Genomic DNA, 26,408 nt, shown 5'->3' with positions numbered 1-26,408 from the left:
GACTCTCGATTCAGTACAGGGGCACGGTTACAGACGCGGTTCGACCCGCGAACGCTGAGGATTGCTCGGTACCGGTGGCCGGCCGTAACGATCATCGCCGGCACCGCCGAAAGGCTGATCGTCGTCAGGCTCGTCGGCCCGCGCCGCTGCCTTGGCGGCAGCCGCCTGTTCCTTGCGAGCGTTGGAGGCGCGCTCGATGGGGAAACGGATGGCCACGAACACCAGATAAATGCCGAAGACAATCATGCCGTACATAAACAGATCGGAAACCGCGCGCCAGGCGTTGTTGCCGACCTTGAACAGCAAGTCGAGGGCAGTAATGGCGATGGACGGGGCGACCTTTTCTTTCACCGGGTCGATGATGGTCGGGCTGAACAGCAACACCGCCACCAGCAGCCGCAGCGGCTCACGCAGCCAACGCCACATCCAGCGGGTGATGCGCATCCACACCAACAGGCAGCCTAAAGCGGCAAAGGCGTAGAGGCCCCAAGCGATCAGATAGTCGTTCTCGGTCATGGTGTCCATGGCAAGGCAGGCAAAGAGGCGCTTATAGTAACGACTTTTCGCACGTCAGGCTTGTCCCAATACCAGTCGGGCAAGACACAGGGTCTGCAGAGGCATCAAGATTTGCATGTCGCCTGCAAAACCCTATTCCGTACATTGTTCGAGAGCCATTCATGCCCTTATACGCCAACGTCACCAGCGCTCCGATTGCTCACAAGGCCGACGGTTCTGACCCGTATGCCTGGCTGCAGGAGCGCGACACCGACGCGGTGCTCGATTACCTGAAAGCTGAAAACCGCTATCAAGAGGCGCAAACCGCCGATCAGGCCGGCCTGCGCGAAACCCTGTTCGAAGAGATCAAGGGGCGGATTCTCGAAACCGATCTGTCGCTGCCCTCGCCCTGGGGCCCGTACCTGTATTACACCCGCACCACCGCCGGCGACGAATACGCCCGTCACTACCGCTGCCCGCGTCCGGCCGATGGCAGCCTGCAGATCGACGAAAGCCAGGAACTGCTGCTGCTTGATCCGAACGTGCTGGCCAAGGGTGGCTTCTTTTCCCTGGGTGCGTTCAGCATCAGCCCGGACCACCAGCGTCTGGCCTACAGCATCGACTCCAGCGGGGAAGAGATTTACACGCTGTTCGTGAAGGAATTATCCAGCGGCCGCGTCAGCGAACTGGAATTCCAGGACTGCGACGGCAGCATGACCTGGGCCAACGACAGCCTGACGCTGTTCTTCGGCGAACTCGACGACACCCATCGTCCGCACAAACTGTTCCGCTATCGGCTGGACGGCACCGCGGCCGAAGAAGTGTTCCATGAGCCGGATGGCCGATTCTTCCTGCATTGCTACCGCTCCAGTTCCGAACGGCAACTGCTGTTGTCGCTGGGCAGCAAGACCACCAGCGAAGTCTGGGTGCTCGACGCTTCGCAGCCGCATCAGGCCTTTACCTGCCTGGCGCCGAGGGTCGAAGATCATGAGTACGATGTCGACCACGGCAAACTTGATGGCGAGTGGACGTGGCTGATCCGCACCAACCGCGACGGCATCAACTTCGCCCTGTACCAGGCCGCTGATACTGGCGTCGCGCCGACCGAAGCCGACTGGCAGAACCTGATTCCCCACAGCGACACGGTGATGCTTGAAGGCATGAGCCTGAACGCCGAGGCCATGACCCTGAGCCTGCGTGAAGGAGGCCTGCCGATCATCGAAGTCCGCCCACGGGACTTGGTGCCGTATCGCGTGCAATTGCCGGACGCGGCCTACAGCCTGCATGTGCAGAACAGCCTGGAATTTGTCAGCGACAGGATCCGTCTGCGCTACGAAGCCTTGAACCGCCCGGCGCAGATCCGCCAGCTGATTCTGAGCAGCGGCGAGCAGAAAGTCCTCAAGGAAACCCCGGTGCTCGGTCCGTTCGACGCCGATGCGTACGTCAGCCAGCGACTGTGGGCGATGGCCCCGGACGGTACGCAAGTGCCGATCAGCCTTGTGGTCAAACGCGAGTTCCTCGGCAAGCCGACGCCGCTTTATCTGTACGGCTACGGTGCCTACGGCGAAAGCCTCGACCCGTGGTTCTCTCACGCACGCCTGAGCCTGCTGGATCGCGGCATGGCGTTTGCCATTGCTCATGTACGCGGTGGCGGTGAGCTGGGCGAAGCCTGGTACCGCGCCGGCAAGCAGGAACACAAGCACAACACTTTCAGCGACTTCATCGCTTGTGCCGAACACCTGATCGCCAACGGCTTCACCACCCCATCACAGCTGGCGATCAGCGGTGGCAGCGCGGGTGGCTTGCTGATCGGGGCGGTACTCAATCAACGGCCGGAGTTGTTCGCTGCGGCGATTGCCGAAGTACCATTTGTCGACGTACTCAACACCATGCTCGACCCGGAACTGCCGCTGACCGTGACGGAATACGACGAGTGGGGCAACCCGCAAGAACCGGACGTCTATGATCGGATCAAGGCCTACGCCCCGTACGAAAACGTCACCGCGCAAGCCTATCCGGCAACACTGGTGATCGCTGGCTACAACGACAGTCGCGTGCAGTACTGGGAAGCGGCCAAGTGGGTGGCGAAATTGCGTGCGACCAAAACCGACACCAATCCCCTGCTGCTCAAGACTGAACTGGGCGCCGGGCATGGAGGGATGAGCGGTCGTTATCAAGGATTACGTGACGTAGCCCTCGAATACGCATTTGTTTTGAAGGTTTTGGGCATCGCCTGAGGAACTTGGCCCGGTGTGCCGGTCTTAACACCAGACGCCGGGACCCGAAACCACACACATCCCCTGTGGGAGCGGGCTTGCCCGCGATGAGGCCATCACATTCCATATCAACATTGGCTGTGACATCGTCATCGCGGGCAAGCCCGCTCCCACAGGGGATGATGGGTGACTGAAGGCCCGGAACAGACACAGACACAAGAAAAAGACCGTGACGACATGTCAGAACCGACCTTACTGAACAACGAAATTCGCGACTGGCTGATGGACTGCGGCCTGTTCGATCAACTGCTGCCGGCAGACTTCGTGGCGGCTTCGGGTTACTTCAGCATCAGCACCATCGCCGAAGGTGAAGAAATTTTCCATGAGGGCGATGCCGGCAGTTTCATGTGCATCATCCACACCGGCCAGGTTGCGGTGCAAAAGACCAACAGCGACGGGCAACGGGTGACCATGGCCACGTTGCGCAGCGGTCGGGCGTTCGGCGAAATGGCCGTGCTCGACGGCGAACGGCGTTCAGCCAGTTGCGTGGCCGCGAGCAATTGCCAGTTGCTCAACCTGGGCAAGGACTCCTTGGAAAAGATGCTCAACGACGCGCCGAAAATCGCCGCCAAAATCATCCGCGCCCTCGCCGTCTCCCTCTCCAAACGCTTGCGCATGGCCGACGGGCAACTGCTCTCGCAGCAGATTTAGTGTCCTGTCTCAGGTTTCACAAATAGTATTTGTGAAACAGACACTACCCGCCCGGCGTTTTGATTTTCGTCGTGCTCGGCTCAAGGCCCGGCAAGGGCTGGTCCTTGGGCGGGTTGGGCATTTCGATCGGCGGCAACAGCGGTGGCCCGCCACTGCCGGAACCGGCTTTGGGCACGCTGGTCGGGGTGATCTGCGGGTACGGCGTCGGGGTGGCGGTGCCGGGTGAGCCGGGCATCGGCACGGGGCTGGTGGGGATGGTTTGCAGCTCCTGGGCCTGCACTGCAGTTATCGAGAGCGCGGCCAGGGCAATGACCGTTAGAATGGTGCGCTTCATCAATGGCTCCGTTGGCCTTGTTGTCTTTTTGCAGGCTACTCCCAACTGCGCGTGTTTGCCTTCCTCCGTATGTCAATTTCTCCTCAAGAGAGCCCCATGAAACGTTTCGTTCTGCTCGACACCACCCCCATCCCTGAAAACGGCGGTGCCCTGTGCCTGTTCGAATACGGCGAGGATTTCGTCATCAAGATTCAGGGCGGTGACGGCGGGCAGTTGATGAACACCCGCATGCACGGCTCCGAAGATGCCCTGGCGGAAATCCCCTGCCGCAAGGTCGCCGGCCGGCCGAATTCGCGCGTGTTGATCGGCGGCCTGGGCATGGGCTTCACCCTTGCCTCGGCGCTCAAGCATTTGGGCAAAATGGCTGAAGTGGTGGTCGCCGAATTGGTACCCGGCGTGGTGGAGTGGAACCGCGGGCCGCTGGGCGAGAAAGCCGGCAACCCGCTGCTCGACCCGCGTACGGTGATTCGCATGGAAGACGTGGCCAAGGTGCTGCAAGCCGAGCCACAAGGTTTCGATGCAATCATGCTCGACGTCGACAACGGCCCCGAAGGTCTGACCCAGAAGGCTAACAGCTGGCTCTATTCCGCTGGGGGCCTGAGCGCCTGCGCCAAGGCCCTGCGGCCAAAAGGCGTGCTGGCGGTGTGGTCGGCCAGCGCCGACCGGCAGTTTTCCGACAAGCTGAAAAAGGCCGGTTTCAAGGCCGAGGAAGTGCAAGTCTTCGCCCACGGCAACAAGGGCACCCGCCATACCATCTGGATTGCCGAAAAGCTCAAGGGCTGAGCTAAACTCACGTCATAACCGTCATTAGTCTTTTTACAAAGGTGAACCCATGAGTTCGTCCACCCCAACCAACACGTCGAAGCTGGACCGCATCCTTGCCGACAACCAGCGCGACAAGGAAATGGGTTACCGCGACAAAGCCCTGAAGATGTACCCGCACGTGTGCGGCCGCTGCGCCCGTGAGTTCTCCGGCAAGCGCCTGAGCGAATTGACCGTTCATCACCGCGACCACAACCACGACAACAACCCTCAGGACGGTTCGAACTGGGAGCTGTTGTGCCTGTATTGCCATGACAACGAACACTCGCGCTATACCGATCAGCAGTATTTCGACGAAGGCTCGCTGAGTACGCCGAAAATTGCCAAGGCGACGCACAACCCGTTTGCGGCGTTGGCCGGACTCATGAAGAAAGAAGACTGAAGATCTTCGGCGCCTGAACCGGCCCCATCGCGGGCAAGCCCGCTCCCACAGTCATTGGCGGTGATCACAAATGCTGTGTACGCCGCATAACCCTGTGGGAGCGGGCTTGCCCGCGATAGCAATTGGTCCAATCTCCAAACTGAACTCCCCTCCCCCAATCTCCGTATAATCGCGCTTTTTAATCCGAAGGCACCCCCTCGTGGCAGACAAACGGTACAGCTGCATTGGTTTGTATAACCCCAAATCACCGGAGAACGTCGGTTCGGTGATGCGCGCCGCCGGCTGCTATGGCGTGGCGTCGGTCTTCTACACCGGCAAACGCTATGAGCGCGCCGCCGACTTCGTCACCGACACCAAGAGAGTCCACTACGACATTCCACTGATCGGCATCGACGACCTGAAAAAAATCCTGCCCTTGGGCTGTGTGCCGGTCGCGGTCGAACTGGTCGACGGCGCCCGCTCGCTGCCGGAATACACTCACCCGGATCGCGCCCTCTACATCTTTGGCCCCGAAGACGGTTCGCTGGATAAAGAAATCCGCGACTGGTGCGAAGACGTGGTCTACATCCCGACCACCGGCTGCATGAACCTGGCGGCCACCGTCAACGTTGTGCTGTACGACCGCATGGCCAAAGGTAACAACACCCGCTCCGGACCGAAATTCCGCTGAATTGCCGCATATTCGATGGAACAAGCCGCTCGCCCAGGCAGTCAGCTAAATATCTATTGCTGAAGCAGCCCTTCCCTGCCTGGAGACAGATCATGCGCGAATTCAATCCTGTAGAACGTATCGAAACCACCCCGTTCCAGAGCCCTTCCGAAAAGAACGTTCACGGCTGGGAGCGCGCCGGCTCCCTGGCGGGTGGCGTGGTCATGCTAAGCAAAGGCCTGCGACGCGGCGGCGTATTCGGATTGATTGAAATAGCCATTGGCGGCATGGCCCTGGCCCGGGGAATCACTGGGCATTGCTCGGCGAAAAGACTGTTGGAAAAGAATCGTCAGGACATGGAAAACGCCCGCGCGAGAATCGAGCGCGCCGGGGATGAGCTGAGCCGCATGAAAGCCAATGCCGAAGCGGCGACCAGCACGGCGACCGTGACGGGTAATGATTCGTTGAACTCGCCGAAGGCCGGGGTCTGATCCGAAAGTTACGGTGGGACTTAGGGCCTCTTCGCGGGCAAGCCTCGCTCCTACAGTGATTGGCGGTGTTCACACAAGTTGCGTACGCCACGAATCCTGTAGGAGCGAGGCTTGCCCGCGAAGCGGTATTACTGAAGCAACCCGGTATCAAGCACCTTGGAAGACTCGCCTATAACGCTCTCGGATCAGCGGCAGACGCGTGTTCAGGAAGATCGATTCACGCGCGGCAAGGCTGCCGCGCCACATCGGGTCGTTGGCGCCGACAATCAGCAGCTTGCCGGAATAACGCGGAAAAACCGCCTGCACTTGCGGCCACACGAACGTCAGCAGCGGCAGCACGTCCATGCGGCGCATGCCCTGCCTCGCCACAAATTAACCCGCGCGGAAAATCAGATGGTCTTCCCAATCATCTTCGGCCACGCTGCCCTCGGCGAGCATGCGCCCGGATTGGGAAATACGTTCGTGATGCACCGCCTCGCGATCACCGCACACCAGGTGATGCCAGAGCGGCAGGTCCTTGCCTTCGCTGACCAGTCGATAGCCGCAGGTCGGCGGCAACCATTTGAATTCGTCAGCCTTGCCCGGCGTGAGCTGAATGCAATCGGGCACAAAGTCGCGGCGGTTGGGGTAATCGGTGCACTGACAGGTTTTGAGGTCCAGCAGTTTGCAGGCGATGCGCGTGTAGTAGACGGCGTTGTCGTCTTCGTCCTCGAGTTTTTGCAGGCAGCACAGGCCACAGCCGTCGCACAGCGATTCCCATTCCTCTTGATCGAGTTGATCGAGGGTTTTGCGTATCCAGAACGGTTCGACTTTGGCGGCCATGGCTCAAGCATCAACATCAGGTGGTGAAAAGGCCGCCAGTCTAGTGCCAAGGGACTGGCGGGCCAAGCATTGGCGACTGCCGGTACACGGTACTTGTGAGTTTTTGCGCCGCCCGGTAGCTTTGACAGTCGCAAGGAGCCCTAGCCAGGTGCCATTAACGCTCAACCGCGTTGCATTCAGGTGAACGGCCCAGGCTCTCGGAAAACCCTATCGCCCAGCTCAACTGCGCCCGCCGGTTTTAGACGACCCTCACTTTCAAACGTTAAGGAATCTTTTGATGAGTGCTAACCCACGCGTTGCCGATTACGCCATTCACCCTCAGTTCACCGATCGCTGGTCGCCCCGTGCCTTCACTGGCGAAACCATTGCCGAAGAGACGCTCCTGAGCTTCTTCGAAGCCGCACGCTGGGCGCCATCGGCGTACAACTCGCAGCCTTGGCGGTTTCTCTATGCGCGTCGCGATACGCCGAATTGGGAGCGTTACCTGGGCCTGCTGAACGAGTTCAACCGCAGCTGGGCGCAGCACGCCTCGGCACTGGTGATCGTGGTCTCGAAAACCACCTTTGCGATACCTGGCGCCACCGAAGAAACACCGGCGCTGTCGCACACCTTCGACACCGGTTCGGCCTGGGGCCACCTGGCGCTGCAAGCGAGCATCAGCGGCTGGCACACCCACGGCATGGCCGGTTTCGATCAGGAACTGACTCGCAAAGAGCTGAATATTCCTGAGGGTTATGCGCTGCACGCGGCGGTAGCGATCGGCAAGCTGGGCGACAAGGCGACGCTGGCCGAGTACCTGCAAGCGCGCGAAGAGCCAAGCCCGCGTCGTCCGCTGAGCGAGTTGGCGGCCGAGGGTGATTTCACCCTCTAAACGCACCGGACCTGATCGTTCCCACGCTCCGCGTGGGAACGATCAGCTGGGTGAATTCAATACCCGCGATTGAAGTCCACTTCCCCACGCAACGCTTCGCCCGCCTGATACGCCCGCAGGTTTTCGACGAACAACTTCACCATCATCGGTGGCGAAGTCGGTGCCGAACTGTGCCCGGTCAACAGCAGGCCCCACGCAGTCCAGAACGGATGGCGTTGCGGCAGCGGTTCCTGACGGCAGACGTCAATCACGGCCCCGGCCAGATGCCCTTCCTTCAAGGCTTCCACCAGATCCGCATCAACCACCGCCACGCCGCGCCCGACGTTGATGAACAACCCCGTCGGCTTGAATTGCTTGAACAGTGCGGCGTCGTACAGGTCGTGAGTATTCGGGGTGTTCGGCAGCAGATTGATCACGTAATCCACTTCGCCGACCAGGCGCGGCAAGTCGCTCAGCGCGCCGACTTCGACAAACGGTGCCTGCTCCCGGGCGGTGCTGGCGATGCCGTATAACTCGACGCCAAACGGCAACAGAAACTGGGCCACGGTCTGACCGATGTCACCGGTGCCGACGATCAACACCTTGCGTCCGGCCAGGCTTTGACCTTGACGATTGTCCCATTTGCGCTCGACCTGGCTGACCAGCCGCGCCAGTACTTCGCGCTCGTGGCCGAGCATATAAGTCAGTACGTATTCGGCCATGACCTGACCGAAAATCCCTACCGCCCGGGTCAGGCGATAGTGCCGAGGCAAGCCGTCGGCCAGCAGCGGAGTGATGCCCGCCCAGGTCGATTGCAGCCATTGTGGTTCGTGGCCCTGACGCAGCAAGGTCGCCAGCAGGTCCGGCTGACCGAGCCAGACCTGGCATTCGGCGGCCTGACGGGCCAGTTCGGCGGAATCACCGCTGGTCAATACTTCCAGATCAGGCGCTGCCTGACGCAACAATTGGGCATACACAGGGTGGTCGTGTTCAGCAATCAGAACGCGCATGGTTCAAACCTTTCAAAAACAGTGCAGACGGCCGCCGACGGAGTTTCACTCCATCGCCCTGGCCATCGCCAAAATCATTCCAGTGTTTCATAAAGGCTCTGAACAGAGCCTGTCTGCCGACTATATCGGATCGTTACGTCGCAGCAATTCTTCCGGCAGATGCTCGATGTATTCATCTTCGGCCGGCGGCATTTGCAGGTGGTAGCCCTGTTTCTCGAGGTTTTCCAGCACCACCGTGATGTCTTCGCGTGACAGCTTGCGCTCCGGTGTCAGCACCAGATCGAAAGCGTGATGCGGTTTGCCGAAGGCCGCCATCAGACTTTCCGGAACGCGCTCCAGTGCATCGCTTTTGAGCACATAGAGGTACATCTCGTTTTTCTTCAGGCTTCGATAGATGGAGCAAATACGTTTCAAGGCTGTTCTCCGGCGGTGGCCAGGCTGTCGAGCAGCGCCTGGCCCATCAATTCGCGGCGCCAGCCACGCAGCGAATCAGGCAATTGGTAAGGACCATTGGGGAAGCCGCTCTTGAGCAGCGCTTCCAGGGTTTTCTTGCGCAGCATCAGTTCTGGCGCGATGTTCAGGCGTTCGGCTTCAGCCTGGCCGATGGCGCGCAGCTGTTTGACCAGCGCGGCGGCGTCCACCGGCAACGGCTCCGGCACCGCCGGTGGCCATTGATCAGGCGACACACTGCCAGAGCGCTTGATCAGATCAAGCAGAAATTCGCCGTCCTGACGCACGGTACGCGGGTGCATGTCTTCGATTTTCGCCAGCGCGCCGAGGTTGTCCGGTTGCGTGCGCGCCAATGGCCACAGGGAATGCTCACGGATGATGCGGTTGCGCGGCAGATCACGGGCACGGGCCTGCGTCTCACGCCAGGCGCAAAGCTCACGCAACACGGCGAGTTGGGCGCGGGACAGTTTCCAGGCCAGTTTGGCGTCGCGATAGACCTCATACGGGTCGACCTCGCGACGCAGGTTGGCCACCAGCTCGGCACCGTCTTCCAAAACCCAGGCGTATTTTTCGTCAGAAAGCTTCGGACGCAGCTGTACGAAAACTTCCGCCAGGTGCAAGGCATCTTCGGCGGCGTAGCTGATCTGGGTGTCGGACAGCGGACGTTGCAGCCAGTCGGAACGGGTTTCGCCCTTGGGCAGGTCGATGCCGAGCACTTCCTGCACCAGCCGCGAATAACCCATGGAGAAACCGAGGTTCAGGTAAGCGGCGGCCAGTTGGGTGTCGAACAGCGGCGCCGGCAGGCTGCCGGTCAGGCGCAGCAGGACTTCGAGGTCTTCGCTGCACGCATGCACGACCTTGACCACGGCAGGGTTTTCCAGCAACGCGGCCAATGGCTGCCAATTGTCGATGGTCAGTGGATCAATCAGGTAAGCGCGTACGCCATCGCCGATCTGCAGCAGGCCTGCGATCGGGTAAAAGGTGTCGACCCGCATGAATTCGGTGTCGAGGGCAACGAATGGCAGCTGCTGCCACTCGGCGCAAAACTGACCGAGGCTATCGTTGTCGCGAATCCAGTGAATATCGATGGCCACACGGCTCTCCCTTGAAGAATGGCGCGCAGTATATATCGCCCCCGGCGATTTCCGCGCCTCCACTGAACAAGAGCTTTAGCGAAAATACCTGCTGGACCGCAAGAATAGTCTGACAGGAGGAAACTAACTGCCCTTACGCAGCACGTAGACCCGCATCCGCGCACAACCTGGGAGGAAGTCCTGATGGCTGAGCAAGTGGAAACCCGCCTGCCTGAACTCGGCCTCAAGCTCGGCCTTGCTCGCCTGTGGCTGGGCCTGTGCGCCTTCCACACCCGATCGGTGCAGTTTGAAATGTGCATCAGCCCGCACCGCCACGATCACCGTATCGCGACTGACCCGATGGAACTCGCCCAGCATGGCCAACCGATGCTCAGGACTGGCGATGTGTTGAAACAGTTGCATGCAAAAAATGCAATCAACCGCGTTCGCCGACAAGCCGATGGTGAAGGCTGAACTTTGAAAGGTCTTGATCCGTTCCAGCAGGTGCTGCGGATGGTGGGTGCGGGCGTGATCGAGCATGTCCTGGGACGGATCGGTGGCAAGAATCACCCGATTCGCATGCTCGGCCAGTACCGGCCAGAAGCGCCCGGCACCGCAGGCCACATCAAGAATCAATCCCGGTTCGCCAGCAACCTGAAGCGCGTTACGCACCAGTTGCTCGTCGCGCCAGAACGTCAAACGCCCCGCCAGGCCACGCGGTCGCGACTGAAGGCAGACGCGGGCGTGTTCCTGATCGTAGCGCCGGGCGAACTCGAGTTCGATGGCGGATGGGGACTGCGCAGACATGTGCAATGGCTCTTATTGGAATATCGACTGGCGGCAGGTTAACGACTGGCGCGTGAAAAAAAGGTCGACGGATTCACTTTTTGGCCAGCACACCGTCGATCACTGCACCGCGACACCCGGCAAACATGTCCAACTCCGGGTTGTAGACCTTGCTGTTGACCTCCAGCAAACCGAGCATCGAATGGAACAGATTGTCCTGGCTCAAGGGCTTTTCGCGACTCAATTGCAGGCAATGGGTGTCCACCGAGAACGACTTTTGGTAGCTGTCGGAGAACCATGCCAGCATCGCTACATGCTTCTGTTGTTCCGGCGCCAGCATGTAAGGCGTGCCATGAAGGAACAGGTTGTATTCGCCCAGGGATTCGCCGTGGTCCGACAGATAGAGCATCGCGGTATCGACTTTGTCCTGATTACTGCGCAATAGGTCGATCAGGGTCGACAGCACATGGTCGGTGTACACCAGCGTGTTGTCGTAGCCATTGACGATACTTTCGCGGCTGCAATTGTTCAGCGCATTGCTTTCACACACCGGCGTGAAGTGTTCGTACTCTTTCGGGTAGCGCTTGAAATATTCCGGACCGTGACTGCCCATTTGGTGCAATACCAGCACGGTGTCTTTATCCAGCGTGTCGATGAAGTGCTGCAAACCTTGCAGGAGAATTTCATCGCGGCACTCGCTATTGGCGCACAGCACCGGGTCTTTCAGGTTACTCACGTTGTCGACAGTGACCCGATCGCAAGTACCTTTGCAGCCCGACTGGTTATCGCGCCAGATCACCTCCAGACCGGCGTGTTTGAGCACGTCCAGCAAACCTTCCTCGTTCTTCGCCTTGCTGGCGTTGTAATCCTTGCGGCCCATGTTGGAGAACATGCAGGGCACCGACACGGCCGTTTCCGTGCCGCAAGAATGCACATCGGTGAAGGCAATCAGGCCGGCCTCTTTATCCAGTTTGGGTGTGGTGTCGCGGTCATAACCCAGGATGCCGAAGTTCTCGGCCCGGGCACTTTCGCCCACCACCAGTACCGTCAGGGATTTACGGCCGTGGGTCTGCCAGATCGGGTTTTTCCGAGCGTCTTCACCGATGTTGATGAAGGGCTGCCGGGCAGAAACGACTTGCTCGCGCAGATAGCCGAGCGAGGCACCGATGTAGTTGCTTGGCACCACCATCAGGCGCAATTCATGGTGATTGCGAAACAACGACGACAGACCTTGATAGTTGACCAAGGCGACACCACCGATCACCGCAATCGATGCGACACTCACCAGCACTTTACTTAATAACTCCCGGTGCCAGCGCCGGTAATTAACCGGCGTTTTCCACAACAACCACGACGGTAAAACTCCGAGCAATACAATATAAACAAACAACTTCACAGACAGTAAGTCGCGTACTTCTGTGGCATTGGTTTCTGCGAAGTTACGAAACATACCGGCATCGATCAGTACACCGTATTGGCTCATGAAATAGGCCACGCCGGCACTGACCAAAAAGATCAGCGTCAACAGAGGTTTCATCACAGGCCGGAACGCCAGCAAGGTCAGCACAATGTTGAAGGCCGCCAGGATCATTACCCCGAACGCGACACGCATGGCGATGCCTTGACCGTCTGCTGCGGTGATCTCAAACAGGTGTTGCCAGAGAACTATATTGAACCCAGCCAATAAAAAGGCACTGGCAATCAACGTCACCCACTCGGGGCGCACGGCTTTGAACTTCAACATGATGATTGGCTGTTCCTGAAAGAAGTGCCCGCGGTAAATGTGAAAATTTCATTTACCGCGACAACACAAATGTTAAGCAGCCAACCATCAATTTTTCGTGAAAAAGAAGCCAACGATTAGTTGGCTCATGGCATTAGGCCCAAACTTTCAACAATGGAGGCTAGTTTCACGCCTGATGCAGATACCAGCGCCAGTCCTGCTCACCGACCTCGCCCATGAACTGCCGGTATTCGGCACGTTTCACTGCCAGATACACGCCAAGAAACTCACTGCCGAAGGCCTCCCGAGCCCAGTTCGAAGCCTCCAGCGCTCGTAATGTGGTCAACCAGTCGGTCGGCAACAATTCCGTGGCCTGGGCGTAGCCGTTGCCCTCGACCGGTGCCCCTGGGTCAAGCTGCTCGCGGATGCCGCGATGAATACCGGCCAGAATCGCCGCAGCCGCCAGATACGGGTTGGCGTCAGCGCCGCAGATGCGGTGTTCGATATGCCGGGAGAATGCCGGCCCGCCGGGCACCCGCAAGCTCACGGTGCGGTTGTCCACACCCCAGGTGGCCGCCAGTGGTGCATAGCTGTTGGTCTGGAAACGACGGTACGAGTTGGCATTCGGACAGAACAACAGCAATGAATCGAGCAACGTACTGAGCATTCCGCCTACCGCTTGTTTGAGCAGTGGCGTGCCGTCCGGGGCTTCGCTGGCGAACAGGTTATTGCCGTCCTTGTCCGCCAGGCTGACGTGCATGTGCATGCCGGTGCCGGCCAGGTCATCGAAAGGCTTGGCCATGAAACAGGCGGTCATCCCGTGTTTGTGGGCCACGCCCTTGACCAGCCGTTTGTAGCGCACCGCTTCGTCCATCGCCTGCAAAGCATCGGTGCGGTGTTCGAGGGTGATTTCCACCTGCCCCGGCGCGTATTCGGAGATTGCCGTGCGCGCCGGAATGCCCTGAAGCTTGCAGGCGCTATAGAGGTCGGCCAGAAACGGCTCGATCTGCTCCAGCTCACGTAAGCCATAGACCTGAGTCCCACGTGGCCGCCCGCCATCGACATCCCGCGCCGGCTGCGGCCGACCGTTGCTGTCACGCTGCTGATCCAGCAAATAGAACTCCAGCTCCGCCGCCATCACCGGGTAATAACCGTCGGCCTGCAAGCCTTCGATAACCTTGGCCAGCAGGTGCCGTGGGTCGGCGATGGTCGCGGGCATGCCTTCTTTTGGATGCATGCTGACCTGCACCGCCGCCGTGGGAATCAATCGCCACGGCATACGCTGCAAACTGCCGCTGATCGGGTAGGCCCGGCAATCGATATCACCGACATCCCAGACCAGCCCGGAATTCTCCACGTCATCGCCATTGATGGTCAGGCCCAGAATGGTACTCGGCAGCGGCCGCCCGCTTTCGTACACTGCCAGCAGTTCATCGCGATGCAGCAACTTGCCCCGTGGCACACCATTGTTGTCGAGGATGAACAGCTCAAACATCTCGATATCCGGATGGTGTTCCAGGAAGGACAGGGCTTCTTCTTTCGTGGCGAAGGATGTCGTGGCACAGCTCATGGGAATTCTCGTCTATCCGCGTCAGGCAAACGCACAGGCGCCGCCGGTTTGACCCCGACGCACAGCGCGGGGCCTGTCAGAACAATCAACGGGACATGCAGGAATCCGGCGGGCGGGCGTGGCGGCAGTGCCATAGCGCCCAGAAGGCCAGTTCGGAGGGAAGTGCGACCGGACAAGCGTCCATAGAAAAGACCGCCGTAAACAGATGAGCAGCAGCGTCACACGGGTGGTTAAGTCGTTCAATATGGAGTTGAAGAACCTTGGGTACGGATTGGCTAAACATTCACTTAATGCCTTAAGTGAACAAAACCTACCAAACACCACCTCCCCCTCTGGGAGCGAGCAGGCTCGCACATTGGACCTACATTGCATCACAGCTATTTAATTTTTAAATACTGCTCCAGACTTTCTGATTTGCGGCCTCTGGAGCTCGCGCGCCTAATCGGCTCCTTGTTTCTGAAGGTCCGATTATGGAAAACGTTCGCGCAACCTCCCGTCCAGCCACCTGGCTGATGTTCAGCATCATTCTTGTCGCCCTGAACCTGCGTCCGTCGATGGCCGCCGTCGGCCCCCTGCTGTCAGCCATTCGCGGTGACATCCCGCTGAGTTTCAGCCTGGCCTCGCTCCTGACGATGCTGCCAGTCATGGCGATGGGATTGGCGATGTTCTTCGGTATCGGTGTCAGTCAGCGCCTGGGCGAGCAGCGCACCGTGGTGCTGTCGCTGCTGATCATCGGGCTGGCCACGGTGTCGCGGCTGTTCCTGGATTCGGCGGCGGAACTGATCCTGAGTGCCGTGTTGGCCGGCATCGGCATTGCACTGATTCAGGCGTTGATGCCCGCCCTGATCAAGTCCCGTTTCAGCGACAACGTTTCCGTATGCATGGGTCTCTACGTGACGTCGATCATGGGCGGCGCGGCAATCGCGGCGTCGTTTGCACCGCTGGTGATGACCCGCACCGACAGTTGGCGAGTGGGGTTGGCGATCTGGGCAGCGCTGGCGCTGGTGGCGTTGCTGTTCTGGAGCGCTCAACGCTCGAGAAGGCCGACACCCAGTGCAAAATCATCAAGCAACGAATCCTTTTTCACCAATTCCCGCGCCTGGTTACTCGCGATCTTCTTCGGCCTGGGCACGGCGTCCTACACCTGTGTACTGGCCTGGTTGGCGCCGTATTACGTGGAGAAAGGTTGGAGCGAACAGCAAGCCGGTTTGTTGCTTGGCTTTTTGACCGCCATGGAAGTGTTGTCGGGGCTACTGACACCCGCCATCGCTAATCGCAGCCGCGATCGCCGCCTGGTGCTGGTGGTGTTGCTGACCCTGATCATGGCCGGTTTCTGCGGGCTGATTCTGAGCCCGCAACACCTGAGCCTGCTATGGCCATGCCTATTGGGGCTGGGTATCGGGGGGTTATTTTCGATGAGTCTGATCGTGTCGCTGGATCATCTGGACAATCCCCAACGCGCTGGCGGCCTGACCGCCTTCGTGCAAGGCATCGGCTACCTGATTGCCGGCCTCTCGCCGCTGATGGCCGGGATGATTCGCGATCAGATGGGCAGTTTCGAATGGGCCTGGTGGTCATTGACGGGCGTCATGGCGCTGATGATTCTGATGGTTCTGCGCTTCGATCCGCGACATTACGCCAAGCACATACACTGACCCGGAATCTCATCATGAAATACACAGGTTTTGCTGCCGCTCACATCGGCATGCTGCTCTGGGCTCTGTTGATTGCCGTCTCGTTTTCCGCAGCAGCCCAGGTCAGCCAGGCCATCGACGCGATTCTGCTGACCGGTTTGCGCCTGCTGTTTTGCGCCTTGGTATTTTTGCCCCTGCTGCTGTTCAAGGGCGATACCGTCATGACCGTCCGTGGCCTGTTCGGTCATGCCGTGCTTGGTATGCTGCTGGCGCTGTATTTCGGCTCGTTGTTCGAAGCGCTGCGCTACACCTCGACGGTCAACACCGGGACGATGTTTACTCTGGTGCCGTTGCTGACGCTGCTGTTCGAAGCCTTCCTGATACCCGACAGCAGCCTGAAACAACGTGTATTGCCCATGCTGATTGCCGCGGCGGGTGCCGTGTTGCTGGTGTTGAAAGGTGCAGGCCCCGGCGAACTGCCGTCGCTTTATGCCGTGTCGGTGTACGGCGTCGGCTGCCTGGCAATGGCGCTCTACTCGCCCCTGAGTCAACGGTTCAAGGCCAACAGCCTCAAGGGTCGCGGCCCGGTGGGCATGACTTTCTGGAACATGCTGTTCGGCGCACTGTTTCTCTTGGCCTTCTGTGGGTTCAGCGGCGGCTGGCGGTCAGCGTCGTTGCTGACTGCGAGCGATCTTTGGTGGTTGATCTACCTGGCACTGTTCGCCACCTTGGCGACCTTCTGGCTACTGCATCGAGCCATTGGCGTCATCGCCCCTTCCTCAGTCATTTCCTACATCTACCTGAGTACACTGTTCATTACGCTTTTCCACTGGTTCTGGCTGCGCCAGTCGCCATTAACCCTGGAGATCATCGGCGCTTTACTGGTGGGCATCGGCATGTTGGCGCTGCTAATATCCAGCCGCGACGCGATCCCCGCGCAGCCATCAGCGTTAAAGGCCTCTGGCCAGCTTTCAAGAGATTGAATTCATAGGTCGTGTTGGTAACATTTTCTGTCCCACAACTGACCATGAAACGTCCTACAAGGCATTCTCTTGGCACCATCGTTCCGCTAGGATCGTTCGCACACATTTGCGCACAGTCTGCGCAAGGAGCACAGCGAGACAGAACGGATGCTGAACAGTAACTTGCTTAGAAAGCTCGACATGCAGGACCTCATGGTGTTCGTCGCCGTGTATGAGCAAAGCAGCGTCACCGGCGTGTCGGAGGCGCTCTGCGTCAGCCAGTCCACCGTGAGTTACTGCCTGAAGAAACTGCGTACCAGTTTCGAAGACGAGTTATTCATCAATACCCGCACGGGTATGCGCCCCACCTACAAAGCCAGCACCATGTATACCCATGTGCTGAAGATTCTCGAAAGCATCAACCTGTGCCACGCCGGAACACCGACGTTCGACCCGACCTTGCAACCGGTCACCTTTAATATCTGTGCGCCGGAATACTTCGAGCAGTTGATCCTGCCGCGCTTGTTGAAGAGCTTCGATTTCGCCGACCTGCCGGTGATGGTCAACATGCACAAGTTCGAAACCGACATCCCGGCCGAAGAACTGCGCGATGGCAGCCTCGACCTGGTGATCTGTTTCGGCCCGGATTTTCATCGTAGCCACGCCGATTTCAACACCAGGAGGCTGCTGGAAGATGACTTGGTCTGTGTCTTCGACAAACGCGCCACGCCGCTGGAACCGCGCTTGAGCCTGCAAGCATTCACTCAACGCCGGCATGTGTTCCCGACGCCTTGGACATCCACTACCAATATGGTCGACGGTTGGCTGGCTCAACAGGCCCACAAAAGACAGATAGTCGCGCGGTCCAACAGCTACAGCGCGGCGCTGAAGATGATCACCGGCACCGACTTCATCCTGACCCTGCCCCGTCGCATCCAGCAATTGCTGGCTAATGAGGCGATCTTTAATCACTGCGAAGCACCCAACGGCTTACCGGGTTTCACTCTCGACATGCAGTGGAGTCAAAGCGTCGATCAGGACAGCGCCAACACCTGGCTGCGTGAGCAAGTGATCAAGGCCTGCGTCGAACAGGAAATGGCCTGAAACTCATTGACCGATGGCAGTCTTGGTGTAGGACTCTCGATCGATGTCGAGGATTTCCACACACAGCTGGACCTCCACACCGACCGGCCATTCACATAAATCCTGCACCACCGCCAGCAAGCTATCAGACAATTGCTTCTTGATCTGCGGCGAGCGACCGCTCAACATCGCCAGCTTCACATGCACGAACGCCCGCTCGCCCAGTGCAGTGCCCACCCTGAAAGTCTCAACCTTCACGGCACGAGCCTTGATGTCGAACTCAGCGCCAAACTGCCCGGAAGCGACCAACGCATTATTGAGTCTCATCAACGCCACATCGGCATTCAATTCGGGCAAGTTGGTGGTGTATTCCATGTGCAGGTGGGGCATGACGGGGCTCCTGAAGATTGGCAGAAAGGTCGTACATATAACACAGCGCTGTCCTACTCACGGGGACAGCGAAGGAATTGCATGCTCACTCATAAACGCCTCCAGGCGCGAACGTAGCCAACGTTCGGCCGGATCGCTGTCGACATGACTGAGCCAGACCATGGACAAATCCAGGGTCGGTGTTTTGAACGGAAACGGCTCCCTGAACAGTTGGCCGGACGCGGCCATCGCCTCGGCCGTGTAATCGGGCAGGCTGGCGATCAGATCGGTGCCGGCGAGCAAGGCCGGTAACGAACTGTACTGCGGGACGGACAGCACTACGTGGCGTGTACGACCGATCTCCGCCAGCCATTCATCGGCGTAGCCACTGACATTGGCGGTGTGAGACACCAGCACATGCGGCCGCGAGCAATACTCATCAAGCGTCAATGGTGTGTCCGATGCGTCTGCGCGCAAGATACTGGGCTGGATGTGTCGCAGCAATTTGCGCTTGGCGTTGGCTGGCAGGCCGCGGGTCTGGCTGATACCGACGGTGATATCGCCGGACGCCAGCAGATCGGGAATGCGCCAGTAGTCGACATGTTGGACCACGAACACCACCTTCGGCGCTTCCTGGCGCAAAGCACGCAGCAACGGCGGCAACAAACCGAACTCGACATCGTCCGACAGCCCGATGTGATACGTCATGTTACTGCTGAGCGGATCGAAATCGTGGGTCAGGCTCAACGCCACAGACAATGAATCCAGTGCTGGTGACAGGTGCTGAATAATTTCCTTGGCCCGCGCCGTCGGCTCCATCCGATGGCCCACCCGAATAAACAGCGGATCGTTGAACATTGCCCGCAAACGGTTCAGCGCAGCGCTGATAGTCGGCTGACCGAGGAACAGCTTCTCCGCCACGCGCGTGACGTTGCGTTCGAGCATCAATGTCTCGAACACCACCATCAGGTTGATGTCGGCCTTGCGCAGTTCGTTGCGATTCATCCGTTGCACCCCGGTCCCCAAGACTTGGGTGACAGTTTAGGGAGGTGTCGTAATCGGCGTCTATGCGGGTTGGCAACAACCTCGAGCACTTTGTATTTAAAACACACGACCGGATCCAGAAAAAACCAGGGCACTCAACCTCCGTAAGACCACCCGGTTCAAATGAAGCTGCTCCCATTGAGCAGCTTCAGCGCCCTGAAACCTATATTTCCCTGACCGGGGTCTGATCGTGAGTCCCTTTGATCAAACTGATGGCATGCTCGCAGTCTGACTTGTTGACGTAAGCCTCCCCGCTGGCAATAGTTTCATGATTCCCCGCCCGCAAACGCCAGCGCCATTGACCCTTGCCGGTCTGTGCAATGCCACGGGTTTGCCTGTAAATCTCAAAATACATTGATCGCTCCTTGCGATTGCTGATTACGACAGGTCAGTGACCTGCGAAAACAGAGTAGATGAGGTTTTTTTGAGGCAACGTCTTTCAATGTCAGGGGATGTTTCGCAGAAAAGACCTTGATGGACGAAACGATCAATAGATACGGGGGCGGTAATTAAAGAGACTCGGTTGAGTTATTTTTCCCTTGAACAGGCATATTTTTCTCACGCTGTTGCGTTGATTTATCCGACACCAAAATCTCGAGGAAAAAGCAGACGAACGCGAAAATGGGCCCACGGAAAAAGCTGCGCAAACGAAAAAGCCCCGTAGATGAAAATCTACGAGGCTTTTTCTATGTAATGGCGGAGGGATAGAGATTCGATTGGCTACCGTAGCGCAGCACAGAAGCTGGAGGCGATCTCCAAGCTCCCTCCCCTATCGCGATCACTCGCCTAAGCCTGAGTAGTTGCTCCAGGGCGAATGCATGACATGACAGGGGCAATTGATGCAGATCAGATCACCTGGACTACACAGGGCTAAACTCAATCTGCGTCATTAATTCTGAATGCTGTGTACTTCCGGTGTCAGAGCCTTCTTAACCTCCGCTCGGAAAGGAAGCTAACGATGAAAGCCCCAAAGTTTGCTGCCATTTTATTTGCTGTCGCCCTTGCCCCCACTTGGGTCGCAGCAGCAGACAAAACAGATCAATCAGCAACCTCCTCCACTCAAGCTGATCAACCAACAGTTAACGTTGAGGAGTTTGATAAACAGATGTCCCAAGCTCAAGAGAACTTGCGGAAAATGCAGGAACAAATGAGCAAAATCCAGCAGACCAAAGACCCCAAAGAACGCCAGAAACTCTTGCAAGAGCATCAGACCATGATGCAAAGCGGGATGGGGATGATGAACGGCATGTGGGGCAATAGAATGATGGGCCACAACATGATGAACGGTGGAATGAAGAGTAGCGGCCGTATGATGGGCTGGCAGGACATGCGCCGTAACTACTCGAACATGACCCCCGAACAGATGAAGCAGCACCAGTACATGATGGATCGGTACATGGGAATGCAGCAAATGATGATGGATCAAATGATGCAGCACCAGCACATGATGGGGATGCCAGCAGCTAAACCAACCCAGTAAGTGCCTTACTGACCATTTCACTGCGGAGCGTACCCCCCGTTTTTCGGGCTTTGCACAGAGCGGGGGGCGATCCAAACGCCAGCCAAACAAGTAAGCTGAACGTCCCCCATGAAATCACAGCTCGACATATCAGGCGCTTAGCAGGCGAGTGACGCGGTAAAGCGCCCTTCGGCCCAAGCCCCCAATTGAATTATTCACGATAGGCTTTCTCCCGCTCTCGATAGAACTCCGTCCTACTCTTGGCATCTTCCCGCTCCATTTCCTCGAAATGCTTGCGCTCTTCGCGATCCATCTCCTCATGGAACTTCCCGTGTTCCCTGTCCGCCTCCATCTCAGCCTTGTCCATTTGCCGGTGGCGTTCCCAATAACGTTTATTCGCTTCCCGGATGTCTTTGTCCGGGTCATCAGCGAAAGCACCCACTGAGGTGAAGCAGAGCAAGATGAGTGCAAAAACGGGAGCTTTTTCCATGGTGCAGGCCGCGCTATCCGCGGCTTCCAGTAGACAACAAGAATCGTCGAAGGTACTGACTCGGCTACTGCGCCGGTTATCGTTACTGTGGGCGTTTCTGCGGGAACTTCAGAGTACTGGTCAGGTCGATAGAAGCCCCGTCATCCGCGATTGACGGGGCAGTAAACCAACCCCAGCCGAGCAGCGCTGGAGGCCTGTTTTACGATTACGACAGTGCCGTCTGTGATCAGCCGAGTCCACCCCCTGATGCCAACCAAGAGTTTTCTGCCGGGTCTCATCCTAGTGCTCTGCGCAGCCGCGTCGCATTGCTCGGTTGCTGCGGAGAGAAAAGCCTCCCCGCAAAGTAACAGTGCATCAACCACCCTAATTGAATCCGCCTCGCAGCAGTATGCAGATGGCCAGTTGGACCAAGCCGCTGCCACGCTGGAGCGTGCACTGCATATCCAGCCGAACAATCCCGCAACGCTGCACTATCTCGGTGTGTTGCGTCTTCAGCAAGGACAGTACCAGCAGGCCGAAGCGCTGGCGGCGCGCTCCAACATGCGGGTTGGTCACAACGTCGCATTGCGCAACCGCAACTTCCAATTGATCCAGGCGGCGCAGAAGGCTCAGACGTCGAGTAGCCCACCCAAGGCCGCAGAGGACTTGGTTGCAGTAGAGGAAGGGCTGGAAGAAGAGGTTGAAAGGCGCCGCGAAGCAGAAATTACGGCTACTGAGCAATCCACTCCGGATACTGAGCGCCACGCTGGCACTTTCGCTCGTCCAGAGGCGGAATGGGTAGCGAACTCGTCGACGAGTGGCAGGCCACGTCCCGAAGGGAAATTGCAAATGGCTTCCGTCGAGCCAGAACCCGCGTACGACGAGGTTGAGATTCCCCGCGGCCATCGGCCGCCTCCGGGTAAATGTCGAATCTGGTTTCCTGATCGCCCGGCGGGGCATCAGCCCGCACCCGGCAGTTGCAAGAAGCTGCAATATCGGGTTCCGTTCGGAGCCTACCTAGTGCGCGGCTGAGTTCACGAAGGGACATCATAGGCCCTGGCTCAAGCTCAGCTGAAGCGCCTCGAAATCAGAGTGCAATTTGCTGCAGCAAGGAGAAAGCTCAGGTTGGATAAACGTATTGAGCGGTCTGTAGAGCGAGTTTTTGCCCTAAAAATGCCCTAAATCAAACGCCAGAAACGAAAAAGCCCCTGCAATCTTCAACGATTACAGGGGCTTAGTCTTATTCAATAATGGCGGAGAGATAGGGATTCGAACCCTAGGTACCGGTGAAGGTACAACGGATTTCGAATCCGTCCCATTCGGCCACTCTGGCATCTCTCCAACGGCGCGCATCATAACAACACTTTTGCCGGAAGCGAACCCCCTAAGCGAAATTTTTCCGTGCTATCAGATGCTTGCGTCGATTACAGCGGTACGCCCAGACGATTGGCGACTTCTTCGTAGGCTTCGATGACGTCACCGAGGCCCTGACGGAAGCGGTCCTTGTCCATTTTCTTGCCGGTGGCCTTGTCCCACAGGCGGCAGCCGTCCGGGCTGAACTCGTCGCCCAGGACGATGGTGCCGTCGGAGAAAACGCCGAATTCGAGTTTGAAGTCGACCAGCAGCAGGCCGGCGTCGTCGAACAGTTTGCTCAGGACTTCGTTGACCTTGAGCGACAGCTCTTTCATGCGAACCAGTTGCTCGGCAGTGCCCCAACCGAATGCCACGACGTGGGATTCGTTGATGAACGGGTCGCCCTTGGCGTCGTCCTTCAGGAACAGTTCGAAGGTGTACGGGTTGAGCTTCATGCCCTCTTCGACGCCCAGACGCTTGACCAGGCTGCCTGCGGCATAGTTACGCACGACGCACTCGACCGGAATCATGTCGAGTTTTTTCACCAGGCATTCGTTGTCGCCCAGCAGTTTGTCGAATTGGGTCGGCACGCCGGCTGCTTCGAGTTTCTGCATGATGAAGGCGTTGAACTTGTTGTTCACCATGCCTTTGCGGTCAAGCTGCTCGATGCGCTTGCCGTCGAACGCCGAGGTGTCGTTGCGAAACAGCAGGATCAAACGGTCAGCGTCATCGGTCTTGTAAACCGATTTGGCTTTGCCGCGGTAGAGTTCTTCACGTTTTTCCATGATGGGCTCCGCTTGCTAAGTAGGTGGGCTAGGCGATGTGTCGCCAGTCGAGCCCTGAATCTTGATCGGCCAGTTGCAGCCAGTCCGGGTCGCACCCGAGGGTGTCGACAAAACATTGCCGGGCCAGCTGCGGCAGGTTGTTCTTGCTGCTCAGATGGGCCAGGACCAGGTGTTGCAGGCCTTGCCAGCCCAACTCGGCCACCAGGAATGCCGCCTGATGGTTGTTCAAATGTCCCAATTCACCGCCCACCCGCTGCTTGAGAAAGTACGGGTAGCGACCGCGAGCCAGCATGTCACGGCAATGGTTGGACTCGATCATCAATGCATCGAGGTCCCGGTAACCGTCCAGCACCGTATTGCAATACGAGCCCAGGTCGGTCAACAGGCCGAAACGCCGCTGACCGTCACTGAAAACATACTGCGTCGGCTCCTGCGCATCATGGGCCACGGCAATGACGCCAATGCTCAGGTTGCCGATTTGCAGTTGCTCGCCGCCAGCCAGAAAGCCTGCGGGTTCAATCGGTTTGCGCATCCCGCGCAGGGTCCCGCGACTGAGGTAGACAGGCAGATTGTAACGCCGAGACAGTAAACCCACGCCATGCACGTGGTCGGCATGTTCGTGGGTCACGAGTATCGCGCTCAGCTGTGAAGGGTTCACACCCAGTCGCAGCAGGCGTTTTTCGGTTTCTCGCAGGGAGAAACCACAATCCACCAGTACATACGTGTCGTCGCTGGCTATCAGCGTGCCGTTCCCTTGGCTACCGCTGCCGAGAACGGCAAAACGCATGTGATCAGCCCAGGTTGTCCTGAATCACGCTCAACACTTTACGCGCCACGTCTGCTGGCGCCACGGTGTTGATGTTTTTCTCGACGGTGACTTGTACGTTCTCGCCAACCTTGCTCAGGCGAACCTGATAACGCTCGGCGCGGGCTTCAACTTCTTCCTTGTCCGGCTTGCTGCCGAACAGACCGCTGAAGAAACCTGGCTTCTCGTCCTTTTTCTCGGCTTTTTCGGCGAGGTTGATGTAGTACAGGCCCAGGCTGCGGTTGATGTCTTCAACACGCCATTCGCCCTGTTCCAGCGCACGACCGACACTCGACCAGGCACGATCCAGATCGGAACCGACGTTGAGCACCGGGTTGCCGCTGCCATCTTCAGTCAGGCTGACACGACTTGGCGTATCGAAATCACGAGAGGCCAGCATGGAGACCGAACCGCCCTTCTCCGAGGTGCGGCTCATGCTCGCGAGCATGTCGTCGACCAGTGCTGCGTCCAGGCCGGTGTTGACCGAACGATTGGTGAAATCCACATTGGCAGTGCTGCCAGCAGGACGCTCGGCGCTGACCACGTAGACTTCACTGGTGTTGCGCTGCACGCCTGGTTCGATACGCACCCGCACGCGGCTTTCGCTGTCGGCGCCGACACCGGCCGCGCTCAGGCGCTTGGCCATTGCTGCGGACAGTTCGTCGGAATGCTGCCAGGTGGTGGTGAATTCACCGGTTTGCGGGCGTTGTTCGTCCAGACGGAAACCGTTGTCCTGGAAGAACTGCACGGCCACGGGCCAGACTTCGGCCGGTGGGTGCTGGGCCATGACCCAACGCGAATCGCCGCTCTTCTGCAGGGTGTAGTCGCTGGCATCAGCCGCTGCCGACAGCGGCTGCGGACGAGGCACGATGTATTCGCCCTTGGCGGTGTCGTCGGCCACGTTGCGCGGGATCGGCAATAGCGGATCCAGACGCTTGGCGGTGCTGACGTCCGGTGGCAGTTGCATCGGTGCAGTCTGTTGCGCTTCCAGGTAATCGCTACCACGGTCACGGAAGTAACCTTCCGGGCCCCAGATCCATCCACAGCCACTGGTGTTGGAGATAATCAAGGCAAGTGCGGAAAGTCCGGCCATTCGCTTCATGCGTAGTACTTCCTCAATTAAACCAGGACGCCGGACTGGCGCATGGCCTGCCGCAGCGGTTCGTGACAGGCAGCACTTAGCCAGGTGAGCGGCAGACGGATACCGTCCGGCATCAAGCCCATTTCATGCAGTGCCCATTTCACGGGGATAGGGTTGGATTCGATAAACAGGGTTTTATTGAGCGGCATCAGCTTTTCGTGGATCGCCCGGGCTTTGACGGCATCACCGGCCATGGCCGCGGCACACAACTCGCTCATGGCGCGCGGTGCGACGTTGGCGGTCACCGAAATATTGCCCTTGCCGCCGAGCAGCATCAGCTCGACCGCGGTCGCGTCGTCACCGGAGTAAACCAGGAAGTCGCTGCTCACGCCGGCCAGGATGTCCTTGGCGCGCTGCAGGTCGCCCGTGGCTTCCTTGATGCCGATGATGTTCTTCACGGTCGACAGGCGGATCACCGTTTCGGCCTGCATGTCGCATGCGGTACGGCCCGGCACGTTGTAGAGAATCTGCGGGATGTCGACGGCTTCGGCGATTGCCTTGAAGTGCTGGTACAGGCCTTCTTGCGTCGGCTTGTTGTAATAAGGGGTTACCAGCAGGCACGCGTCGGCGCCGGCGTTCTTCGCGTTGGTCGTCAGTTCGATCGCTTCGCGCGTCGAATTGGCGCCCGTACCGGCGATCACCGGAATACGCCCTGCAACCTGGGCAACCACGCGACGAATCACTTCGATGTGCTCGTTCACGTCAAGCGTGGCCGACTCACCTGTAGTGCCGACCGCCACGATGGCGTTGGTGCCCTCTTGCAGGTGGAAGTCCACCAGTTTGCTCAGGCTGTCCCAGTCGAGACGACCCTGCGCATCCATGGGTGTGACCAGTGCCACCATACTGCCCGCAATCATGCAACCGCTCCTGCCGGAAAAAGAGAGCGGTAATGGTACTGGCGCCAAGATGCTTGTACAAGC

The 26,408-nt window shown here is 58.5% G+C and carries 29 protein-coding genes, 1 tRNA gene and 1 pseudogene; 12 read left to right on the top strand and 19 right to left on the bottom strand.

Annotated elements, in window-relative coordinates; genetic code table 11:
• Positions 1-27 precede the first annotated feature (27 nt).
• Positions 28-525 (bottom strand): MFS transporter, encoded by a 498-nt coding sequence (locus PSH97_RS06750; protein WP_253551575.1) that lies wholly within the window; start codon positions 523-525, stop codon positions 28-30.
• Positions 526-677: 152 nt separating this feature from the next.
• Between PSH97_RS06750 and PSH97_RS06745 the strand changes: the two genes are divergently transcribed.
• The gene (locus tag PSH97_RS06745) at positions 678-2,732 is read left to right on the top strand and encodes a S9 family peptidase (RefSeq protein ID WP_305448585.1); all 2,055 of its coding nucleotides are present in this window, start codon (positions 678-680) and stop codon (positions 2,730-2,732) included.
• 216 nt (positions 2,733-2,948) lie between these two features.
• Positions 2,949-3,422 carry a cyclic nucleotide-binding domain-containing protein gene (locus tag PSH97_RS06740; RefSeq protein ID WP_038979360.1) on the top strand — a complete coding sequence of 158 codons (474 nt, stop codon included), beginning with the start codon at positions 2,949-2,951 and terminating at the stop codon, positions 3,420-3,422.
• 43 nt (positions 3,423-3,465) lie between these two features.
• Here PSH97_RS06740 and PSH97_RS06735 read toward each other — a convergent pair whose 3' ends face one another.
• Positions 3,466-3,756 (bottom strand): hypothetical protein, encoded by a 291-nt coding sequence (locus PSH97_RS06735; RefSeq protein ID WP_305448584.1) that lies wholly within the window; start codon positions 3,754-3,756, stop codon positions 3,466-3,468.
• Positions 3,757-3,852: 96 nt separating this feature from the next.
• Here PSH97_RS06735 and PSH97_RS06730 point away from each other — a divergent pair, with 96 nt between their 5' ends.
• The 4 genes from PSH97_RS06730 to PSH97_RS06715 all read left to right on the top strand — a co-directional run bounded on the left by PSH97_RS06730 (position 3,853) and on the right by PSH97_RS06715 (position 6,100).
• Entirely contained in the window at positions 3,853-4,539 is a 687-nt protein-coding gene (locus tag PSH97_RS06730; protein WP_305448583.1) for a spermidine synthase, read from the top strand.
• Positions 4,540-4,588: 49 nt separating this feature from the next.
• The gene (locus tag PSH97_RS06725; protein ID WP_007898702.1) at positions 4,589-4,960 is read left to right on the top strand and encodes a YajD family HNH nuclease; all 372 of its coding nucleotides are present in this window, start codon (positions 4,589-4,591) and stop codon (positions 4,958-4,960) included.
• A gap of 199 nt (positions 4,961-5,159) precedes the next feature.
• The gene (locus PSH97_RS06720) at positions 5,160-5,630 is read left to right on the top strand and encodes an RNA methyltransferase (protein WP_032830521.1); all 471 of its coding nucleotides are present in this window, start codon (positions 5,160-5,162) and stop codon (positions 5,628-5,630) included.
• Between the two features lie 92 nt (positions 5,631-5,722).
• Positions 5,723-6,100, top strand: a complete 378-nt coding sequence (locus PSH97_RS06715) for a YgaP family membrane protein (protein WP_305448582.1) — start codon at positions 5,723-5,725, stop codon at positions 6,098-6,100.
• A gap of 177 nt (positions 6,101-6,277) precedes the next feature.
• On the opposite strand, the pseudogene PSH97_RS06710 reads toward PSH97_RS06715, so the two are convergent.
• Both PSH97_RS06710 and PSH97_RS06705 read right to left on the bottom strand, forming a co-directional pair.
• A pseudogene (locus PSH97_RS06710) lies at positions 6,278-6,460 on the bottom strand (hypothetical protein); the annotation flags it as partial.
• Positions 6,461-6,472: 12 nt separating this feature from the next.
• Positions 6,473-6,922, bottom strand: coding sequence for a YcgN family cysteine cluster protein (locus PSH97_RS06705; protein WP_052966452.1), 450 nt, complete (start codon positions 6,920-6,922; stop codon positions 6,473-6,475).
• A 277-nt stretch (positions 6,923-7,199) separates the two neighbouring features.
• Between PSH97_RS06705 and PSH97_RS06700 the strand changes: the two genes are divergently transcribed.
• Entirely contained in the window at positions 7,200-7,793 is a 594-nt protein-coding gene (locus PSH97_RS06700) for a nitroreductase family protein (protein WP_123721925.1), read from the top strand.
• A 56-nt stretch (positions 7,794-7,849) separates the two neighbouring features.
• Here the strand turns inward: PSH97_RS06700 and PSH97_RS06695 are convergent, their stop codons facing one another.
• From PSH97_RS06695 to PSH97_RS06670, 6 genes are all read right to left on the bottom strand, one after another.
• Positions 7,850-8,782 carry a D-2-hydroxyacid dehydrogenase gene (locus PSH97_RS06695; RefSeq protein WP_305448581.1) on the bottom strand — a complete coding sequence of 311 codons (933 nt, stop codon included), beginning with the start codon at positions 8,780-8,782 and terminating at the stop codon, positions 7,850-7,852.
• Between the two features lie 120 nt (positions 8,783-8,902).
• Positions 8,903-9,196 (bottom strand): YcgL domain-containing protein, encoded by a 294-nt coding sequence (locus tag PSH97_RS06690; protein WP_305448580.1) that lies wholly within the window; start codon positions 9,194-9,196, stop codon positions 8,903-8,905.
• Positions 9,193-10,326, bottom strand: a complete 1,134-nt coding sequence (gene rnd, locus PSH97_RS06685) for a ribonuclease D (RefSeq protein WP_305448579.1) — start codon at positions 10,324-10,326, stop codon at positions 9,193-9,195. Before rnd ends, PSH97_RS06690 begins: the two co-directional genes overlap by 4 nt.
• Before the next feature lie 123 nt (positions 10,327-10,449).
• The gene (locus PSH97_RS06680) at positions 10,450-11,112 is read right to left on the bottom strand and encodes a class I SAM-dependent methyltransferase (protein WP_305448578.1); all 663 of its coding nucleotides are present in this window, start codon (positions 11,110-11,112) and stop codon (positions 10,450-10,452) included.
• Between the two features lie 73 nt (positions 11,113-11,185).
• Positions 11,186-12,835 (bottom strand): phosphoethanolamine transferase, encoded by a 1,650-nt coding sequence (locus tag PSH97_RS06675; RefSeq protein WP_305448577.1) that lies wholly within the window; start codon positions 12,833-12,835, stop codon positions 11,186-11,188.
• Between the two features lie 166 nt (positions 12,836-13,001).
• Positions 13,002-14,384 carry a glutamine synthetase family protein gene (locus PSH97_RS06670; RefSeq protein ID WP_305448576.1) on the bottom strand — a complete coding sequence of 461 codons (1,383 nt, stop codon included), beginning with the start codon at positions 14,382-14,384 and terminating at the stop codon, positions 13,002-13,004.
• A 470-nt stretch (positions 14,385-14,854) separates the two neighbouring features.
• On the opposite strand from PSH97_RS06670, the gene PSH97_RS06665 reads away from it, so the two are divergent.
• From PSH97_RS06665 to PSH97_RS06655, 3 genes are all read left to right on the top strand, one after another.
• On the top strand, positions 14,855-16,039 hold the full coding sequence (locus tag PSH97_RS06665; RefSeq protein ID WP_305448575.1) for a cyanate transporter: 1,185 nt from the start codon (positions 14,855-14,857) through the stop codon (positions 16,037-16,039).
• Between the two features lie 14 nt (positions 16,040-16,053).
• Positions 16,054-17,001, top strand: coding sequence for a DMT family transporter (locus tag PSH97_RS06660; RefSeq protein WP_305448574.1), 948 nt, complete (start codon positions 16,054-16,056; stop codon positions 16,999-17,001).
• Positions 17,002-17,148: 147 nt separating this feature from the next.
• Positions 17,149-18,084 carry a LysR family transcriptional regulator gene (locus tag PSH97_RS06655; protein WP_305448573.1) on the top strand — a complete coding sequence of 312 codons (936 nt, stop codon included), beginning with the start codon at positions 17,149-17,151 and terminating at the stop codon, positions 18,082-18,084.
• Positions 18,085-18,087: 3 nt separating this feature from the next.
• On the opposite strand, the gene PSH97_RS06650 is transcribed toward PSH97_RS06655, so the two are convergent.
• From PSH97_RS06650 to PSH97_RS06640, 3 genes are all read right to left on the bottom strand, one after another.
• Positions 18,088-18,453: a 5-carboxymethyl-2-hydroxymuconate Delta-isomerase gene (locus PSH97_RS06650; protein WP_305448572.1), complete on the bottom strand. Its 366-nt coding sequence runs from the start codon at positions 18,451-18,453 to the stop codon at positions 18,088-18,090.
• Between the two features lie 57 nt (positions 18,454-18,510).
• Complete coding sequence (locus PSH97_RS06645) at positions 18,511-19,437, bottom strand: LysR substrate-binding domain-containing protein (protein WP_305448571.1); 927 nt, start codon at positions 19,435-19,437, stop codon at positions 18,511-18,513.
• Positions 19,438-19,639: 202 nt separating this feature from the next.
• The gene (locus tag PSH97_RS06640; protein ID WP_305448570.1) at positions 19,640-19,831 is read right to left on the bottom strand and encodes a YegP family protein; all 192 of its coding nucleotides are present in this window, start codon (positions 19,829-19,831) and stop codon (positions 19,640-19,642) included.
• A gap of 603 nt (positions 19,832-20,434) precedes the next feature.
• On the opposite strand from PSH97_RS06640, the gene PSH97_RS06635 reads away from it, so the two are divergent.
• A complete protein-coding gene (locus tag PSH97_RS06635; protein WP_305448569.1) occupies positions 20,435-20,956 on the top strand; it encodes a hypothetical protein in 522 nt (173 codons plus the stop codon).
• 190 nt (positions 20,957-21,146) lie between these two features.
• On the opposite strand, the gene PSH97_RS06630 is transcribed toward PSH97_RS06635, so the two are convergent.
• Positions 21,147-21,425 (bottom strand): hypothetical protein, encoded by a 279-nt coding sequence (locus PSH97_RS06630; RefSeq protein WP_305448568.1) that lies wholly within the window; start codon positions 21,423-21,425, stop codon positions 21,147-21,149.
• Positions 21,426-21,671: 246 nt separating this feature from the next.
• Here PSH97_RS06630 and PSH97_RS06625 point away from each other — a divergent pair, with 246 nt between their 5' ends.
• A complete protein-coding gene (locus tag PSH97_RS06625) occupies positions 21,672-22,436 on the top strand; it encodes a tetratricopeptide repeat protein (protein ID WP_305448567.1) in 765 nt (254 codons plus the stop codon).
• 219 nt (positions 22,437-22,655) lie between these two features.
• Here PSH97_RS06625 and PSH97_RS06620 read toward each other — a convergent pair.
• The 5 genes from PSH97_RS06620 to dapA all read right to left on the bottom strand — a co-directional run bounded on the left by PSH97_RS06620 (position 22,656) and on the right by dapA (position 26,345).
• Positions 22,656-22,745: transfer RNA gene (locus PSH97_RS06620), tRNA-Ser, on the bottom strand.
• 83 nt (positions 22,746-22,828) lie between these two features.
• On the bottom strand, positions 22,829-23,542 hold the full coding sequence (purC, locus tag PSH97_RS06615; protein WP_095630959.1) for a phosphoribosylaminoimidazolesuccinocarboxamide synthase: 714 nt from the start codon (positions 23,540-23,542) through the stop codon (positions 22,829-22,831).
• 28 nt (positions 23,543-23,570) lie between these two features.
• Positions 23,571-24,329: an MBL fold metallo-hydrolase gene (locus PSH97_RS06610; protein ID WP_305448566.1), complete on the bottom strand. Its 759-nt coding sequence runs from the start codon at positions 24,327-24,329 to the stop codon at positions 23,571-23,573.
• A 4-nt stretch (positions 24,330-24,333) separates the two neighbouring features.
• Positions 24,334-25,449, bottom strand: coding sequence for an outer membrane protein assembly factor BamC (gene bamC / locus PSH97_RS06605; RefSeq protein WP_305448565.1), 1,116 nt, complete (start codon positions 25,447-25,449; stop codon positions 24,334-24,336).
• 17 nt (positions 25,450-25,466) lie between these two features.
• On the bottom strand, positions 25,467-26,345 hold the full coding sequence (gene dapA, locus PSH97_RS06600) for a 4-hydroxy-tetrahydrodipicolinate synthase (protein WP_007898664.1): 879 nt from the start codon (positions 26,343-26,345) through the stop codon (positions 25,467-25,469).
• Positions 26,346-26,408: the final 63 nt, after the last annotated feature.

Source organism: Pseudomonas cucumis (assembly GCF_030687935.1).
In the GTDB taxonomy this organism is placed as follows: Bacteria; Pseudomonadota; Gammaproteobacteria; order Pseudomonadales; family Pseudomonadaceae; genus Aquipseudomonas; species Aquipseudomonas cucumis.
The sequence above is the reverse complement of the archived record's forward strand: the minus strand, read 5'-3'. Positions and strand labels throughout refer to the sequence as shown.